Source organism: Streptomyces sp. CA189, assembly GCF_056428985.1.
Genome location: NZ_JBWJVM010000006.1, coordinates 137,172 through 154,275 on the forward strand (window position 1 = coordinate 137,172; position 17,104 = coordinate 154,275).

16 protein-coding genes and 1 pseudogene are annotated in these 17,104 nt (G+C 71.5%); 5 read left to right on the top strand and 12 right to left on the bottom strand.

Annotated features, from left to right (window positions below; genetic code table 11):
• Positions 1-74: 74 nt before the first annotated feature.
• Complete coding sequence (locus AC061S_RS07385; RefSeq protein WP_478685026.1) at positions 75-425, top strand: hypothetical protein; 351 nt, start codon at positions 75-77, stop codon at positions 423-425.
• Positions 426-510: 85 nt separating this feature from the next.
• On the opposite strand, the gene AC061S_RS07390 is transcribed toward AC061S_RS07385, so the two are convergent.
• Positions 511-750: a chaplin gene (locus tag AC061S_RS07390; protein ID WP_250737633.1), complete on the bottom strand. Its 240-nt coding sequence runs from the start codon at positions 748-750 to the stop codon at positions 511-513.
• Between the two features lie 156 nt (positions 751-906).
• On the bottom strand, positions 907-1,494 hold the full coding sequence (locus AC061S_RS07395) for a hypothetical protein (RefSeq protein ID WP_478685027.1): 588 nt from the start codon (positions 1,492-1,494) through the stop codon (positions 907-909).
• Between the two features lie 279 nt (positions 1,495-1,773).
• Between AC061S_RS07395 and AC061S_RS07400 the strand changes: the two genes are divergently transcribed.
• The gene (locus AC061S_RS07400) at positions 1,774-2,184 is read left to right on the top strand and encodes a rodlin (RefSeq protein ID WP_478685028.1); all 411 of its coding nucleotides are present in this window, start codon (positions 1,774-1,776) and stop codon (positions 2,182-2,184) included.
• 143 nt (positions 2,185-2,327) lie between these two features.
• Here the strand turns inward: AC061S_RS07400 and AC061S_RS07405 are convergent, their stop codons facing one another.
• Positions 2,328-2,969 (bottom strand): vitamin K epoxide reductase family protein, encoded by a 642-nt coding sequence (locus tag AC061S_RS07405; protein WP_478685029.1) that lies wholly within the window; start codon positions 2,967-2,969, stop codon positions 2,328-2,330.
• Positions 2,970-3,161: 192 nt separating this feature from the next.
• On the opposite strand from AC061S_RS07405, the gene AC061S_RS07410 reads away from it, so the two are divergent.
• Positions 3,162-3,932, top strand: a complete 771-nt coding sequence (locus AC061S_RS07410; RefSeq protein WP_478685030.1) for a DUF6227 family protein — start codon at positions 3,162-3,164, stop codon at positions 3,930-3,932.
• Between the two features lie 36 nt (positions 3,933-3,968).
• Here the strand turns inward: AC061S_RS07410 and AC061S_RS07415 are convergent.
• The 4 genes and pseudogenes from AC061S_RS07415 to AC061S_RS07430 all read right to left on the bottom strand — a co-directional run bounded on the left by AC061S_RS07415 (position 3,969) and on the right by AC061S_RS07430 (position 9,370).
• A pseudogene (locus tag AC061S_RS07415) lies at positions 3,969-6,106 on the bottom strand (PTS fructose transporter subunit IIABC).
• Complete coding sequence (gene pfkB, locus AC061S_RS07420) at positions 6,103-7,056, bottom strand: 1-phosphofructokinase (protein WP_478685031.1); 954 nt, start codon at positions 7,054-7,056, stop codon at positions 6,103-6,105. Before pfkB ends, AC061S_RS07415 begins: the two are co-directional and overlap by 4 nt.
• Positions 7,053-7,814 (bottom strand): DeoR/GlpR family DNA-binding transcription regulator, encoded by a 762-nt coding sequence (locus AC061S_RS07425; protein ID WP_478685032.1) that lies wholly within the window; start codon positions 7,812-7,814, stop codon positions 7,053-7,055. The genes pfkB and AC061S_RS07425 overlap by 4 nt, the downstream gene beginning before the upstream one ends.
• Positions 7,815-7,966: 152 nt before the next feature.
• The gene (locus AC061S_RS07430; protein WP_478685112.1) at positions 7,967-9,370 is read right to left on the bottom strand and encodes an MFS transporter; all 1,404 of its coding nucleotides are present in this window, start codon (positions 9,368-9,370) and stop codon (positions 7,967-7,969) included.
• Between the two features lie 287 nt (positions 9,371-9,657).
• On the opposite strand from AC061S_RS07430, the gene AC061S_RS07435 reads away from it, so the two are divergent.
• Entirely contained in the window at positions 9,658-10,656 is a 999-nt protein-coding gene (locus tag AC061S_RS07435) for a helix-turn-helix transcriptional regulator (RefSeq protein WP_478685033.1), read from the top strand.
• 302 nt (positions 10,657-10,958) lie between these two features.
• Here the strand turns inward: AC061S_RS07435 and AC061S_RS07440 are convergent, their stop codons facing one another.
• Entirely contained in the window at positions 10,959-11,936 is a 978-nt protein-coding gene (locus AC061S_RS07440) for a sigma-70 family RNA polymerase sigma factor (protein ID WP_388498144.1), read from the bottom strand.
• A gap of 525 nt (positions 11,937-12,461) precedes the next feature.
• Between AC061S_RS07440 and AC061S_RS07445 the strand changes: the two genes are divergently transcribed.
• A complete protein-coding gene (locus AC061S_RS07445; RefSeq protein WP_478685034.1) occupies positions 12,462-13,106 on the top strand; it encodes a Uma2 family endonuclease in 645 nt (214 codons plus the stop codon).
• A gap of 2 nt (positions 13,107-13,108) precedes the next feature.
• Here AC061S_RS07445 and AC061S_RS07450 read toward each other — a convergent pair whose 3' ends face one another.
• The 4 genes from AC061S_RS07450 to AC061S_RS07465 form a co-directional block, all read right to left on the bottom strand.
• Positions 13,109-13,480 (bottom strand): hypothetical protein, encoded by a 372-nt coding sequence (locus AC061S_RS07450; protein WP_478685035.1) that lies wholly within the window; start codon positions 13,478-13,480, stop codon positions 13,109-13,111.
• Positions 13,473-14,267 carry a dioxygenase family protein gene (locus AC061S_RS07455; protein ID WP_478685036.1) on the bottom strand — a complete coding sequence of 265 codons (795 nt, stop codon included), beginning with the start codon at positions 14,265-14,267 and terminating at the stop codon, positions 13,473-13,475. Before AC061S_RS07455 ends, AC061S_RS07450 begins: the two co-directional genes overlap by 8 nt.
• A gap of 134 nt (positions 14,268-14,401) precedes the next feature.
• Positions 14,402-15,937 carry an MFS transporter gene (locus AC061S_RS07460; protein WP_478685037.1) on the bottom strand — a complete coding sequence of 512 codons (1,536 nt, stop codon included), beginning with the start codon at positions 15,935-15,937 and terminating at the stop codon, positions 14,402-14,404.
• 87 nt (positions 15,938-16,024) lie between these two features.
• Positions 16,025-16,954, bottom strand: coding sequence for a TetR/AcrR family transcriptional regulator (locus AC061S_RS07465; RefSeq protein WP_478685038.1), 930 nt, complete (start codon positions 16,952-16,954; stop codon positions 16,025-16,027).
• Between the last annotated feature and the right edge of the window lie 150 nt (positions 16,955-17,104).

The following is a 17,104-nucleotide window of genomic DNA, read 5'->3' on the forward strand; positions in this document are numbered from 1 at the left end:
CGTTAACCAGGTCGAAAGTGGCGCGACGGTCGCCACCGGTCACCACTGGTCACCTCTGGAAAAGGATTTTGACAATGAAGCTCTCGAAGGTCGCCGCAGTCGTCGTCGGCTCCGTCGCCGCCCTCGGCGCCACCTCCCCCGCCTTCGCCGCCACCGAGGCGCCGGCCGTCCCCATGAGCCTGACGAGCGGGCTGACGGCGGTCACCGACTCGGTGAACCCCGTATCGGCGGCGCTGCCGCAGACCGTGGGCAACGGACTGGCCGAGCAGGGCGAGAGCGTCGAGAAGGTCGTGACCACCGTCCAGAAGGTCAACGAGGTGAAGAACGGCGCTCCGGCCGAGGTGATGCACCTCGCCAACGGGGCCACTCAGGCCTCGCCGCTGCTCGGCGGAGTGAAGCTCAACGGCGGCGGCTCCAAGCACTGACGGGCCCGTCCCGTTCCGCTGCCGACACGACTGTGGGCGCCACCGGCAAGGCCGGGGCGCCCACAGTCGTGTGATGCGTCGAACGTCAGTCGTTGACGCAGACGTTGCCGAACGCCGGGTTCAGCGCGCCGATCACGTTCACGGAGTTGCCGCAGACGTTGACCGGAACGTGGACCGGGACCTGTCCCAGGTTGCCCGAGAGGACACCGGGGGAACCCACGGCCGCACCCTCGGCCTTCGAGTCGGCCATTGCGGAGCCGGCGGCACCGGCCGCGGCAAGACCAGCGGTGGCCAGGACCAGGGCGGCCTTCTTGGCAGTGTTCATGGGAAGTGCACCTTCTCTTCGATGTTCTGCCCCGATTCCGGGGCTCACATCGAGCGAAACGGTCCACCTTCCCAGACGACACGGTTCCGCACACGATCAGACCTGTTCAGCCCAATAGTCGTAACCGCGTGCGGGTCCGCGTACGGATCCGGGCCCCTAGGGAAGGAACTCGGCGAACGACGGGATCTCCGGGACGGCGCCCGTGGGCGTCCCGGGCACCGCCGGCACCCCGGGTACCGCGGGTACCGCCGGCACGGCGGGCACCGTGCCCGCGGGCGGGGCCGCGGGATCGGAGACCGGGAGCGCCGGGACACCGGGGACCTCGGGGATCGGGACGTCGGGGACCGGGAGGTCCGGGATCTCCGGAAGCGCCGGGACCGGCAGTTCGGGGATCCCCGGCAGTTCGGGGATCCCCGGGAGCGCAGGGAGCGCAGGGAGCGCGGGGATCTGCGGCAGGGCCGGGAGCGCGGGCAGTTTGATCTCGGGGATCTTGATCCCCGGGAGCAGGGTGCCCAGGCTCTTGGTCAGGTCCGCCAGGATCTTGGAGACCGCGGCGAGGGCGTCTTCGACGGGACCCGCCGCCGCCACCCTCTCGTTGATCTCCTCCTGGGCTGCCGCCACGCGCTTCTCGGCGGCACCCGCACCGTCCGCGGCGCCCGCGGGAGCTGCCGCGGCGGTGAGTATGACGACCGCCAGGGCCGAGGGGACGAGGACGCGGATGCGGGAGGCCTTGGTGCGGTGCATGGGTGTTCCTTCTGGTGGTTGCTCAGAAGCGGACCCGAGCGATCCACTTCCTTACCCACCGTGCGAACGGGTTCTACGGAGCGCAACAGGAGCGCGGGCCCCGCACCCCGCTGCGGGGTGCGTACGGGCTTCGCGCACGCGTCCGGGGGCGGCTCACCCCACCCGGGGAAAACCTGCCCCCCGGCAGGCCGTTTGAGTGAAGCAGCGGAACCAACCCTCCGGCAGGGCAGTTGATCAGGGCGCTCCACTAGCGGGCACTCGTGCGACAAAAGGATCAAGATGCTCAAGAAGATCATGACTGCTGCTGCGGTCACCGCCGCCGCCGTCGGCGCGGGCGCTGCTGCTGCCGCCCCCGCCATGGCGATCGGCAACGACAACGGGATCAACACCGTCAACGGGAACGGTGCCGTGCAGGCCTACGGCAACCAGAAGACCCACGGTGAGATGAGCCCGCAGCTCGGCGTCGTCCAGGGCACCCTGAACAAGCCCTGCATCGGCCTGCCGGCCAAGATCAACGCCCAGTCCATCCTGGCTCTGGTCAACGTCGGCGTCCAGGACATCCCGGTCCTGTCCAGCCCGCAGAACCAGCAGTGCACCGAGAACTCCACCCAGGCCAAGGGCGACGAGGCTCTCTCGCACATCCTCAGCAACATCCCGGTTCTCTCGGGCAACGCCTCCGCCGGAAGCTGATCTCCGCTCCCGACCTACGGTCCGGGACCCCGTGGTCCACATACACGGCGCCCGTGGAGCGACGCGTTCGAAGACGCGGTGTGAAGTGACGAGGGCCCCGGCAGCTTCCAGCTGCCGGGGCCCTCGCATGTTGTCCGGCCTCCTCAGGAGGTCCAGAAATCCCACCATCGGGTGAGGATCAGCATCCCGATCACGCCCGTGTGCAGCGCGGGCGGGGCCCAGCCGAAGTCGGCGAAGAAGTGCCGTACCGGCGCGGGCGCGGGGAGGATCCCCGTCCGGACGGTGTGCGCGGTGACCGCCCAGAACATCAGCAGGGTGGCCAGCCAGGTCAGGCAGCACCACAGGCAGAGCGCGTTGATCTCGTAGAGCGACTGGACCATGAGCCAGGAGCAGAAGCCGACGCCGACGAGCATTCCGGCGTTGAGACCGAGCCAGAACCAGCCGCGATGGCGGGCCCCGGCGAGCAGGCCGGCGCCGACGCACACGACCGCCCCGTAAGCGACCAGCCCCAGCATCGGGTTGGGGAAGCCGAAGGCCGCCGCCTGCTCGCTCTTCATGACGCTGCCGCAGGAGACCACCGGGTTGAGACTGCACGCGGGCTTGAAGTCCGGGTTCTCCAGCAGCAGGAACTTGTCCAGGGTGATGACCCAGGCGGCCAGCACCCCGGCGGCTCCGGTGAGCAGCAGCAGCCAGGCCAGCGCGCGGGGGGCTGCGATCGGTTCTTCGTCCTTGCGGTTGTGGGGCCGGCCTTGCTGGCGGGGGACGCCCACGGTATTTGTTGCCATACGGTCATGCTCCCGCCCTTGTGCCCGCTATCAGGCCCAACCATGCTCATCGACATGGAGGTTGACCTGAAGGGGTGGCTGGAACCCCTGGCGCTTCCCGGACGTTTTACCGAACCCCGGACGTGATGTCAGACCCAGGGGTTACGTTGAGCTTCCGCGAAGTGACGAGCTGCGACGGCCTGGAGACCCACCTTGAGCGATCCGCACGAGACAACCGAGGCGCACCTCGACCGACTCCTGGGCCGCGCCCTCAACTCCTTCGATCTGCCGGACGAGTTGGTCGAGCGGCTGGGCACGGCGCTCGCCCACAGGTCCTCGCTCCACACCACCCGCCGCAGCCCGTCGGCGGGACCGTGGCGGGAGATACACCGGCACGCCTACCTGCTGTCCGACGGCGACTCCGTGGTCCTGTGGGAGCTGGCGCACCGCCAGGAGCCCGACCTGTCGATACGGTACGAGGTCTTCGCGAGCAAGGCGGAGACCTGCCTCGCGGCGGCCCGGCTCTTCGGCGAGGTCCCCTCGCAGGTCGCGCGTGACCTCGTGGAGGTGATGGTGGAGGAGGAGCCGGAGAGCGACATCGCCGTGCTGAGCGCGCTGTTCACCAATCCGACCCCGGCCCAGCGGCACCGCGAGTACGCGTCGGAGGAGTCCGCGGACCACGCCCGCCGGGTGCTGCGCCGCGCGGAGAACCCGGACCGGCCGGGCGAGCGGGTGGCCCTGCTGCTGCGGTCGGCTTACGCGCACCAGATCACCCAGGTGTTCGGCACCCGGCAGTGCCTGGCCGACGGGCGGGACGCCGGCTTCAGCCTGTACGAGCACTCCTTCGTCCTGCTGGACGGGAGCGAGTTCAGCCTGTGGGAGGTCGAGCACACGGTGACGCCGGACGGGCGGCATATGTGCGAGGTCTACGAGACCGAAACGGCCGCGCGCGGAGCCATGGAGCTCCGCGCGCGGGTGAGGTGACGGGGACGGCTACGGGGACGGGTACGAGGGCGAAGGTCAGGCGGCGACGGTGACCTTCGCCGGGTCCGCCAGGGGGGCCGCTTCGGCGGCCCCGGCCTGCTGCGGCGGGGTCTCGTCCTGCTTGCGCATCCCCTTGAGGAGGATGACCAGGCCGGCGCTGGTGGCCGTACCGGCGGCGATGGCGATCAGGTAGAGCAGCGGGTTGCCGATCAGCGGGATCACGAAGATGCCGCCGTGCGGGGCCCGCAGGGTGCACTCGAAGGCCATCGAGAGCGCTCCGGTGACCGCGCCTCCCACCATGGAGGCCGGGATCACGCGCAGCGGGTCGGCCGCGGCGAACGGGATGGCGCCCTCGCTGATGAAGGAGGCGCCGAGGAACCAGGCGGCCTTGCCGTTCTCGCGCTCGGTCTTGGAGAAGAGCCGGCCGCGGACCGTGGTGGCCAGCGCCATCGCCAGCGGCGGCACCATGCCGGCGGCCATCACCGCGGCCATGACCTTGAGGCTGCCCTCGTTGGGGGTGGCGAGGCCGCCGATGGCGAAGGCGTAGGCCACCTTGTTGAGCGGGCCGCCGAGGTCGAAGCACATCATCAGGCCGAGGATGACGCCGAGGATGATCGCGTTGGCGCCGGAGAGGCCCGACAGCCAGTCGGTGAGGGCCTGCTGGAGCGAGGCGACGGGCTTGCCGACGACCAGGAACATCAGGAACGCGGTGACGGCGGAGCCGATGAGCGGCAGGACGACCACCGGCATGATCCCGCGCAGGGCGGTGGGGATCTTCAGCTGCTGGACGGCGAGGACGGTGCCGCCCGCGATGAGGCCGGCGATCAGGCCGCCGAGGAAGCCGGCGTTGATGGTGAGGGCCACGGCGCCGCCGACGAAGCCGGGTACGAGACCGGGCCGGTCGGCCATGCCGTAGGCGATGTAGCCGGCCAGGACGGGAACCAGGAAGCCGAAGGCGAGCCCGCCGGTCTGGAAGAGCAGCGCGGCCCAGCTCGCGGCCTCGGTCCAGACGAAGTGCTCGGCGACCGAGGGGGCGGTGTTGATCTCGTACCCGCCGATGGCGAAGGCGAGGGCGATGAGGAGGCCGCCGGCGGCGACGAACGGGACCATGTAGCTGACGCCGGACATCAGCCAGGTGCGGAGCTTGGCGCCGTAGCCGTCCTGTTCGTCCCCGGCCGCTTCGACCGGGGTCGGATTGGTGGGGGAGATCTCGCCGCGTTCCGCCTTGGCGCGGGCCTCCTGGAGGAGTTCCGCCGGGCGGTTGATGCCCGCCTTGACGCCTACGTCGACGGTGGGCTTGCCGGCGAAGCGGGCCCTTTCCCTGACCGGGACGTCGTGGGCGAAGACGGCCCCGCGTCGGCGGCGGCGATCGTTTCGGGGGTGAGCTTGGTGAAGCCGGCGGAGCCCTGGGTTTCTACCGTGAGCTCGATTCCCGCCTCGGCGGCCGCCTGTTGGAGGGACTCCGCCGCCATGTAGGTGTGGGCGATGCCCGTGGGGCAGGAGGTGACGGCGACCACGCGGAACGGCTGCCCTGCGGGGCTTTCCCCACCCCGCCCCTTCCCGAAACCGGGGGCTCCGCCCCCGGACCCCTGCTCCTCACACGCCGGAGGGGCTACATCTTCAGCCCCGCCGGCGTGTGAGGAGCAGGTCCGGGCAGAGCCCGGGGAACGGTGGAAGGGCGGGGTGGGGGACAGCCCCGCAGGGCCGCCGCCCGCCGAGCGATCGGCACCTTCGGACTCGCCCGCGACCAGGGCCGCGGCTTCCGCCGGGGTGGCCGCCGCTCGGAGGGCTGCTACGAAGTCCGCCCGCATCAGGCGGCGGGCCAGGGTGGAGAGGATCGTCAGGTGGGCGTCGTCCGCGCCGGCGGGGGCGGCTATCAGGAAGATCAGGTCGGCCGGGCCGTCCGGGGCGCCGAAGTCGATGCCCGACGGGGAGCGGCCGAAGGCCAGGGTGGGGGCCGTCACGTGGGTGGACCGGCAGTGGGGGATGCCTATGCCGCCCTCCAGGCCGGTCGGCATCTGGGCCTCGCGGGCCGCCACGTCGGCCAGGAAGCCGTCCAGGTCGGTGACCCGGCCCAGCGTCGCCATCCGTTCGGCGAGGGCACGTGCCGCCCCCTCCTTGGACTCGGCGGACAGGTCGAGGTCGACCAGTTCGAGGGTGATCATCTCGCTCATCGCTCGTCGCTCATTTCGGACAGAGGGAGGTCCAGGGGCAGGTCCTGGGTGACATGGACCGCGTCGGGCCGCAGGTCCGAGGGGGCCGGCATGGCGCTGCCGGGAAGCTGGACCGCGGCCGCGCCGTGGGCCAGGGCGGAGGCCAGGGCCGCAGGCCCCGTACCCCCCGCGATCAGGAAGCCGGCGAGGGAGGCGTCGCCCGCGCCGACGTTGCTGCGGACCGAGGAGACGGCCGCCGTGCCGTAGTAGGTGCCCTCCTCGGAGACCAGGAGCTGGCCGTCCGCGCCGAGGGAGGCCAGGACCGCGCCCGCGCCCAGCGAGCGCAGCTCCTCCGCGGCCTTGAGCACGTCGCCGAGGGTGGCCAGGGGCCGCCCGACCGCCGCCGCGAGCTCCGAGGCGTTCGGCTTGATCACGTCCGGGCGGGCCGGCAGCGCCGCGAGCAGCGCCGGGCCGGAGGTGTCCAGGGCGATGCGGGTGCCCGCGGCGTGGGCCCGGGTCACGATGTCGGCGTACCACTCGGGGCTCAGGCCGCGCGGGAGGCTGCCGCGGCAGGCGATCCAGGCGGCGCCGCCCGAGCAGGTGCGGACCGTTTCCAGGAGGAGCGCCGATTCCGCGGCGGTCAGGGCCGGGCCGGTGGCGTTGATCTTGGTGAGGGTGCCGTCCGGTTCGGCGAGGGAGATGTTGGAGCGGGTCTGGCCGGCGATGGACACCGCCGTGACGTCCACGCCCTGGGCGCCGAGGAGTTCGGCGATCATCGTGCCCGGCGTGCCGCCGAGCGGCAGGACCGCCGTCGTACGGACGCCCGCGGCGGCCACCGCGCGGGAGACGTTCACGCCCTTGCCCCCGGGGTCCACCCGGTCGCCGCTGGCGCGGAGCACCTCGCCGCGGTCCAGCGAGGGGACCTCGTAGGTCCGGTCGAGGGAGGGGTTGGGGGTGACGGTGAGGATCATACGAGCACAACTTCCGTACCGGCGGCCTCGATCGCCGCCTTCTGAGCGGGGTCCAGCCCCGGGTCCGTGATGAGGAGGTCGACGTCCGCGAAGGAGCCGAAGCGGGCGAAGTGCTCCTGGCCCGCCTTCGCGGAGTCGGCGAGGAGGACGACGCGGCGGGCGGCGGACAGCACGGCCCTCTTGACGGCCGCCTCGGCGAGGTCGGGGGTGGTCAGGCCGCCGTCCGCCGTGAAGCCGTTGGTGGCGACGAAGGCGACGTCGGCGCGGATCTCGGAGTACGCGCGCAGCGCCCACGCGTCCACGGCGGCCCGGGTGCGGTGGCGGACGCGGCCTCCGACGAGGTGGAGGTCGATGCCGGTGTGGTCGGCGAGCCGGGCGGCGACGGGCAGCGCGTGCGTGACGACGGTCAGCGCCGTGTCCACCGGGATGCCGGCCGCGAGGCGGGCCACCGTGCTGCCGGCGTCGAGGATGACGCTGCCGCCGTCGGGGAGTTCGGCGAGGGCGGCGGCCGCGATGCGGTCCTTCTCGTCGGCGGCGGTGGCCTCGCGCTCGGTGAGGTCCGGCTCGAAGTCGAGGCGGCCGGCCGGTATGGCACCGCCGTGCACCCGGCGTACGAGCCCGGCCCGGTCCAGGGCCTTGAGGTCGCGGCGCACGGTCTCGGCCGTGACCTGGAACTGGTCGGCCAGGGACAGGACGTCGACCCGGCCCGCCTCGCGGGCGAGGCGGAGGATCTCCTGCTGGCGCTCCGGTGCGTACATGTGGTTTCAGATCCGTTCAATGCCCGACTCTGTGGGTTCTCTTGGATCGTACGCCCATTTGCGTCTGAAAACAAAACAAACGGGCATGCCCGCCAACAGAAGCGGACATGCCCGTTGTCAGTGAGGTGCGCGGGTGCGCGGCACCGGCCGTTCTAGCCGGCGTACTCCGTGCCGCCCTCGCGCTCGGCATTGGGGACCGCCTTGCGCGGCAGCATGAACATCACCGAGAAGATCACGACCAGGACGGCCACGACCCACCACATGGCGTTGTGGAACGCGTCGACGTAGGGCGGCCCGAAGACCCGGTCGTCCTCGATGAAGCCGAAGTAGACGACGGAGGTCAGGCCGAGGCCCAGCGCGTTGCCCATCTGGCCGGTGGTGTTGATCAGCCCGGACGCCGAGCCGGCGTGCTCGCGCGGCACTTCGGAGAGCACGGTGTCGGTCAGCGGCGCGATGATCAGGCCCATGCCGGCGCCCATGACGATCAGCGGGGCGGCCATCTGCCAGGAGGTGATGGCCATGCCGTAGCGGTCCGACTCCCAGATGTAGAGGAGTACGCCCGCGGCCATGACCAGCGCGCCGGCCTGGAGCACCTTGCGGCCGAAGCGCGGTACGAGCTTCTGTACGGACACGCCCGCGGCGGCCGAGACGGCGATCGAGAACGGGATGCCGGTGGAGCCTGCCTTCAGGGCGCTCCAGCCGAGGCCCATCTGCATGTAGAGCGTCCAGACCAGGAAGAAGATTCCGGTCGCGAGGCCGAAGGTCAGCTGGACGGCGATACCGCCCGCGAAGCTCTTGACCTTGAAGAGGGAGAGCTCGACGAGCGGGGAGCCGTCCTTCTGGATCTTGTACTTCTCGTAGGCGATGAAGGCGCCGAAGACCAGCGGCGAGGCGATCATGCAGACGAAGCCCCACACGGGCCAGTCGTTCTCGCGGCCGTGGGTGAGCGGGAAGATCAGCATGACCAGGGCGAGGGTGGCGAGCACGACGCCCACCAGGTCCAGGCGCAGCGCCTTGGGGGCCTTGGACTCGGAGATGAACTTGCGGCCCAGGATCACGCCGGCGATGCCGACGGGCAGGTTGATCAGGAAGATCGGGCGCCATTCGAGACCGAGGATGTTCCACTCGGTGAGCAGTGCGCCGAGCATCGGGCCCGAGACGGCGCCGAGGCCGATGATCGCGCCGAACAGGCCGAAGACCTTGCCGCGCTCGTGCGGCGGGAAGGTGACGTGGATGATCGCGAGCACCTGCGGGACCATCATGGCCGCCATGCCGCCCTGGAGGATGCGGGCGGCGACGAGCACGTCGGGGTTGGGGGCGAGGCCGCAGAGCAGCGAGGCCGCGGTGAAGCCGGATATGCCGAGGAGGAAGAGGCGCTTGCGGCCGTAGATGTCACCGAGACGGCCGCCGGTGATCAGGCCGGCGGCGAAGGCGAGGGCGTAGCCGGCGGTGATCCACTGGATGGCGCTGGTGGAGGCGCCGAGGTCCTCGCGCATCCGGGGTATCGCGATGTTGACGATCGTGACGTCGACCAGGTCCATGAAGGCGGCGGTCATCACGATGGCGAGCGCGATCCAGCGGCGGCGGTCGGCGGGTGCCTCGGGCTCGCTGTTCGCGTCTGCGTCGGCGCCTGCGCCTGCGCCTGCGCCGAGGGGATCGCCGATCGCGACGGCGCCGCCGGTCTTGCTGGTCGAGATGGTCTCTGCGGGAGGGTCGGTCCGCTCTTCTTGTACGGGCCCGTTCTTTCCTTCGGGCGATGACTGGGTCGTCTCGGTGCTCATGAGGAGAAACCTAGACGGCATATAGGTCAGTTGGTGTCCTATTTGGCTGGCACCTTTGAACCATGACCGACACCCCGGCCCGTCTCCTCTCCCTGCTCTCCCTGCTCCAGACCCCGCGCGAGTGGCCGGGGAGCGAGCTGGCCGAGCGGCTGCGGGTGAGCGCCCGCACGATCCGGCGCGATATCGACCGATTGCGGGAGCTGGGGTATCCGGTGGAGGCCACGCTGGGTGCGGAGGGCGGCTACCGGCTGGTGGCGGGCACCGCGATGCCGCCGCTCGTCCTGGACGACGAGGAGGCCGTCGCGATCGCGGTGGGGCTGCGGGCGGGGGCCGGGCATGCCATCGAGGGCGTGGAGGAGGCCTCCGTACGAGCCCTCGCGAAGCTTGAACAGGTCCTGCCGGGGCGGCTGCGGCGGCGGGTGGGGGCGCTGCAGTCGGCGACGGTCGCGGTGGCGCGGGGAGACGGGGCGAGCGTGGATCCGCTGACGCTGACGGCGATCGCCTCGGCGGTGGCGGGTCCGGAACGGCTGCGGTTCGCGTACCGGGCGCGGGACGGGGTGGCCTCGCGGCGGCTGGTGGAGCCGTACCGGCTGGTCAGCACCGGGAGCCGGTGGTACCTCGTGGCCTACGACACGGAGCGCGGGGACTGGCGGACCTTCAGGGTGGACCGGATGAGCGAGCCGTACGCGACGGGGTCGCGGTTCGTGGCGCGGGAGCTGCCGATGGACGCGGCGGAGTTCGTACGGCGGGGGCAGCGGAGCGGGGAGTCGACGTACCTGGTCGACGTCACCTTCGCGGAGGCGGCGGGGCTGCCGGAGTGGGTGCGGGAGTTCGCGGTTCCCCTGGCCGGGGAGGGGGTCGGGGAGGGGGTCGGTGATGGTGCCGGGGATGGCGCCGGGGTGCGGGTGCGGTTCGAGTCGGCGGACTCGCCGGAGTGGCTGGTGGCGCGGCTGGCGCTGGCGGGGGTGCGGTTCACCGTGCACGGGCCGGGGGCTCTGGTGGAGGCCGCGCGGGCGCTGGGTGCGCGGCTCGCGGAGGCGGCGGGGCCGGCTGCGCCGTAGCCGGGGGCTGCCCTGCGGGGCTGTCCCCTACCCTCCCCCAGACTCCGTCCGGGGGGGGGCCCCCGGTTCGCCCGTTCCCAGGGGCTCCGCCCCGGACCCCGCTCCTCAACCGCCGGAGGGGCTGAATAGGGCGGGGCGGGGGTGGATAGCGCCGGAGGGGCTGGGTGGGGCGAGGCGGGGGTGGATAGCGCCGGAGGGGCTGGGTGGGGCGAGGCGGGGGTGGAGCGGGTAAAGGGGAGCCCCCGGCGCCTGGGGGGGATAGGCGCCGGGGGCTCGTATGGGGGGCTTCGTCTTGGGGCCGGTCAGGCCACCGCGTCGAAGCCGGTGTCGCGGGCCATCTTCTTCAGTTCGAGCAGCGCGTGCTTCTCGATCTGGCGGATCCGCTCACGCGTCAGGCCGTGCTGCTTGCCCACCTCCGTCAGCGTACGCTCTCGACCGTCGTCAATGCCGTAACGCATCTTGATGATCGACGCGGTTCGCTGGTCCAGCTTGCCCAGCAGGTCCTCCAGCTCCTCACTGCGCAGCAGGGAGAGGACGGATTGCTCCGGGGAAATCGCCGAGGTGTCTTCCAGCAGGTCGCCGAACTGCGTGTCGCCGTCCTCGTCCACGCCCATGTTCAGGCTGACCGGGTCGCGCGCCCAGTCCAGGACGTCGCCGACGCGCTTCTCCGTCGTGTCCAGCTCGGCAGCGATCTCCGCGTGCTCCGGGTCCCGGCCGTTCTCGCGGTTGAACTCGCGCTGGACCCGGCGGATCCGGCCGAGCTCCTCCACCAGGTGGACGGGCAGGCGGATGGTGCGGGACTGGTCGGCGATGGAGCGGGTGATCGCCTGGCGGATCCACCACGTGGCGTACGTGGAGAACTTGAAGCCCTTGGCGTAGTCGAACTTCTCCACCGCGCGGACCAGGCCGGCGTTGCCCTCCTGGATGAGGTCGAGGAGCGGCAGTCCGCTGCGCGGGTAGCGGCGGGCGACGGCGACGACCAGGCGGAGGTTGGACCGGATGAAGACTTCCTTGGCGCGCTCGCCTTCGGCGGCCAGGAATTCGAGCTCCTCCCGGGAGGGCTTCTTGCCCTTCCGCTCTATCGCGCCGTCGAGGATCTGCTGGGCGTACACGCCCGCCTCGATGATCTGCGAGAGCTCCACTTCCTTGGCCGCGTCGAGCAGCGGGGTGCGCGCGATCTCGTCCAGGTACATGCCGACCAGGTCGCGGTCTGCGATCTCCCCGCCCACAGCGCGAGCGCTGCTCGTGGACTGACGACGGGCGACGGCGCGGGTTGCCATGCGTGCTCCCTTGCGATGAGTTCGGTCGCGGTGGTGCGGTGGTTCGGCTGCGCTGGTGCGGCTGCCCGGACACTCTCCCGAGTGCCCGCTTCCGAAGGAAACAACGACTGGAATCGGGACAGAATTCCCACGTCGCTCCCTGTTTTTCGAGATCTTGCAGTATCCTGCCCCGCCGCCCCCCGATCCGAGTGGATCGACGAAGCCGCCGGGCTCGAAGATCCGCAGGTCAGGGCGGGAATTACAGCCGACCCCAGAGGTCCGGCGGGCCCGCGCGAGCGGGGTGACGTGAGACCACCGTCACACTTGACAGAGCCATTTTCGCCCCCGTCGCGGCGCTGTCACCGGCTGCGCTCCTACCCCAAGAGACGGCCGTCATCGGCTTCTGGTTGCCTCGCCCGGCGACGGCCTACCCGTCCGAGTGAAGGCACGGCATATTCCTGCGGCATGACCGGACGCTCCCCGAGCATCGGAGAGTCGCTTGTGCCCTCCGGCCGGCGACGCCCACACTCAGAGGAGGTGCTGCACATGACCGCTCTCGCCCACGAGACGCTGGAGGCCGTAATGCCGAAGGTCGCGACTCCCCCGTCGGACCTTGACGACGTCCTGTGGCAGGCATGGAAAGCCATGGAACTCCCCGAGGGCTACCACGCCGAGATCGTCGAGGGGTTCATCGAGGTGTCACCCACGGGTCGCTACTCACACGGCCGGATCGCCAATCGCCTGCGGGACCGGCTGGTCGTCTTCCTCGCCCGCGGCGAGTTCGCCGCCTGGCAGGACATGAACGTCATCCACAAGCACAAAGTCTGGATCCCCGACCTGTTCGTCGCCGCGGAGGACACCGAGGAACACGTCACGGAAGACGGCCTCGGGATCGCCGCCTCCGCCGTGCAGCTGATCGTCGAAGTCGTCTCCCCCGGCAAGGACAGCATCGAGCGCGATCGCGGCCGCAAGCGGCGGGCCTACGCCCGGGCCGGCATCCCGGTGTACGTGATCGTCGACGACTACGACGGGCACGGCACCGTCAGCCTGCTGACCGGGCCCGTGCCCGCGGAGGCGCGGTACGCGTCGGAGGTTCGGATGCCGTACGGGACCGAGGTGGTCGTTCCCGAAGGGCCCGCCAAGGGGTTCGCCATCGGGGAGGAGATCACCGGGCCGCTCCGGACGTCCTGAGATTAGCGCGGGCAGGTCGAGACGCCTGGGCAGGCACGGCAGGCGGGTGGGCCCGACTGGGTCCACCACTTGCAGGCCGGGCGGAGGTGGCAGGGCGGGAGCGGGGCCGGGGAGCTCACGGACGCCGTCAGGCGGGTGGCCAGGGTGCAGGTGCCGCCCGCGCGGTTGAGGCAGTGCGGGACGCAGTGGGAGGCCAGGCGCAGCAGGCGGCGCGGTTCGATGGCGGGCGGGAGGGTGGCCAGGGCTTCGGCCGCCGGGCGGGGTGCGGGGAGGTAGGCCGGGGGTCCGTCGAGGCCGTCGCGGAACGCGAGGACCACCGACTCCGGCGCGTACGCCGAGCCGCTGGGGCACCAGAGCTGCTCGTGGTCAGCCAAATTGCAGGGAGCGCTTCGAGAGGCCCATCCAGAAGCCCGAGACCGGGGTGGTCGCCGTGGCGAGGTCGGATTCCGCGGCGCCCAGGGTGACGAACAGGGGGGCGAAGTGCTCCGTGCGCGGGTGGGCCAGGCGGCCGGCCGGGGACTTGGCTTCGAAGTCCAGCAGGGCGTCGACGTCGGAGGCGGCCAGTGCCTCGTGGCCCCAGGCGTCGAATTCGGCGGACCACGACGGGACGCCGGGGCCGGTGTGACGCAGGGCGGCCAGGTTGTGGGTGAAGAAGCCGCTGCCGACGATGAGGACGCCCTCGTCTCGGAGCGGGGCCAGCTTGCGGCCGATCTCCATCAGGCGGCGCGGGTCCAGCGTCGGCATGGATATCTGGAGCACCGGTATGTCGGCCTCGGGGAACATCTCCACGAGCGGGACGTACGCGCCGTGGTCCAGGCCGCGGTCGGGGATGTCCTGGACGGGGGTGCCCGGGGCCTTGAGGAGTGCGCGGACCGCCGCGGCGAGTTCGGGGGCGCCCGGGGCGTCGTAGCGGACCTGGTAGTAGCGCTCGGGGAAGCCCCAGAAGTCGTAGACCAGCGGGACCGACTCGGTGGCGCCGAGGGCGAGCGGGGCCTCCTCCCAGTGGGCGGAGACCATCAGGATCGCGCGGGGGCGGGGGAGGTCCGCGGACCAGGCGGCCAGTTCGCCGGGCCAGAGCGGGTCGTCCGCGAGGGGCGGGGCTCCGTGGCTCAGGTACAGGGCCGGCATCCGGGTGGGGGTCGTGGCTTCGGGTGTCGGCATCAGGAGCTCCAGGAATCGTCGCGGCGGGCCGCCACACAAAGACTAACCCCGCATCGTTCAAATTTGAACGATGCGGGGTCTTCAGTCATTCCCGTACCTCGGAGCGGTGCCCGCCCCCTCTTGCGGATAGGGGGTCAGTGGGCGATCACCGGGATCTTCACGTCGGCGTCCGCGCCCTCGGCCACCGGGTCGCCCGCGCCCGGCTTGCCCGTGGTGATGAGGGTCAGGGCGATGAGCGAGCTGGCGACCAGGATGCCGACAGCCCACCAGATCGCGGAGGAGTAGCCCTCCACCATGGCCTGGGCCTGGATCAGCTTCGCGGCCGGGCCGCCCGCCGCGGCCTCGGCGGCGTGGTCGGTCAGGTACGCGGTCGTCGCGGAGGCGGCGATCGTGTTCAGCAGGGCGGTGCCGATCGCGCCGCCCACCTGCTGCGAGGTGTTGACCATCGCGGAGGCCACACCGGCGTCGGCCGGGTTCACCCCGTACGTGGCCAGGGACATGGCGGGCATGAACGCCGTACCCATGCCGAGGCCCAGCAGCAGCTGCGCCGGCAGGATCAGCGCCGGGTAGGAGGAGCCGACCTCCAGCTGCGTCAGCAGCAGCATGCCGCTGGCGGCGACCATGAAGCCGGGGCCCATCAGCAGGCGCGGGGGGACCCGTGTCATGAGGCGGGCGCCGATCTGCGTGGAGCCGGCGATCATGCCCACGATCATCGGGAGGAAGGCGAAGCCGGTCGTGACGGGCGAGAAGCCCTTGACGACCTGGAGGTAGTAGGTGAGGAAGAGGAACAGGCCGAACATCGAGATGACGGCGAGGCCCAGCGAGAGGTAGACGCCGCCGCGGTTGCGCTCCAGCAGGACGCGCAGCGGGAGCAGCGGGTGGGCCGTGCGGGACTCGACGAAGACGAACGCCCCGAGCAGCACCACGGAGGCGATGAACATGCCCACGGTGAGGCCGTCCGACCAGCCGGCCGACTCGGCGCGGGTGAATCCGTAGACGAGGGCGACCAGACCGGTCGTGGACAGCAGGACGCCGGGGATGTCGAGCGGTGCGCGGTTACGGCCGCCGGCCGGCTCGCGGATGATCATCCAGGCGCCGACGGCGGCGATGACCGCGAACGGGATGTTGACGAAGAACGTCCAGCGCCAGTTCAGGTATTCGGTGAGGACGCCGCCGAGGATCAGGCCCACGGCGCCACCGCCACCGGCGATCGCACCGTAGATGCCGAAGGCCTTGGCGCGCTCCTTGGCGTCGGTGAACATGACGGCCAGCAGCGAGAGCGCGGCGGGCGCGAGCAGTGCGCCGAAGGCGCCCTGGAGGGCGCGGGCGCCCAGCATCATGGCCTCACCCTGTGCGGCGCCGCCCAGCGCGGAGGCCAGGGCGAAGCCGATGAGGCCGACTATGAAGGCGTTCTTGCGGCCCCACTTGTCGGCGATGCGGCCGCCGAAGAGGAGCAGTCCGCCGAAGGCCAGCGCGTACGCGGTGATGACCCACTGGCGGTTGCCGTCCGAGATGCCGAGGTCGGTCTGGGCGGACGGCAGGGCGATGTTCACGATGGTGGCGTCGAGGACGACCATAAGCTGCGCCAGGGCGATGAAGACCAGGGCCTTCCAGCGACTGGGATCGGCGTTGGCAACGGACAGCGGCGGGTTCGCGGCTGTTTTCGGCATGGGGGTACCCACTTCGTGGTGCGAGATGACTGAAAAGGGAGAATCAGGACTGTGGTGGTGCGGCGCTCACGGGCGCGACCCGGGGCATCACATGGCTTGCCGCCTCAGATCCGCCAGCGTGGTCGCCGAGCCCGGCAGTTCGGAGCGGCCCGGGGCGCTCAACCCGTCGAGGAAGAGCTGGAGATGACGGTGGACGAGGACGTCCGCGTCGAAGCAGGCGGTGCCCGGGAGGGGGCGGCTGAGCTGCGACAGCGCGATCAGCAGGTCGCCGAGGCCGATGTCCGTGCGCAGCAGCCCGGAGGCGCGGCCGGCGGCCAGCAGGGCCTCGACCGCCTCCTCCAAGGCCTCGCGGGAGGCGACCAGTTCGGGGTGGTCGTGGTCGAACTCGCTGGAGAGCACGGGGCACAGGGCGCCGATCCGCTCGTCGGCCGCCGCGTGCGTGAACCGGCACAGGGCGGCGAAGGCGTCCGGCTCCTCGGCGAGCGAGTCGACGGCCAGCCCGGTCACCCGGTTCAGGCCGAAGAGCACGACGTGGTGGATCAGGGCCGGGCGGTCGGGGAAGTGCCGGTAGAGCGTGGCGTTGCCCACCCCGGCCCGGCGGGCGATCTCGTCGAGGGGGGCGGCCGGGCCGAACTCCACGAGCACGTCGCGGGCGGCGGTCAGGATGCGCTCCCGGTTGCGGACGGCGTCGGCGCGCGGACGCGGGACCTTGCCGTCCGGGCCCGGGACGGCCGCCCCGGCCGCGTCCGTGGCGGTGGCGGTGGCGGTGGCGGTGGCGGTGGCAGCCGCGCCCTCGGCCGCGGGCTTGCCGGTACAGACATGCCTGCCCGCGCCCTTGGCCGTGCCGTTGGCCGTGCCGTTGGCCGTGCCGTTGGCCGTGCCCGTGCCCTTCGCCGTGCCGGAACCCGTGACACCAACGGCGCCCGCGCCCGCCGCGGCCGGAGCCGTGAGGTCGAGGTCGGCCTCCGGGCCCGGTACGGGCAGGGCCGCCGGATCGGTGGTGGCGGGGCTCTTCATGGACGGCTCTCCCTGGCAGGGTGACGAGTAGGTCCGCTCGTTCCTCTCGAAACGGGGAGCGGCTCCCCGGTTCATGGGGACTCTGGTTCAAACGGGGAGAGGGTCCCCGCTTATTTCACTCTCCCGTGTGACCTGAGTCACACCGCTCCG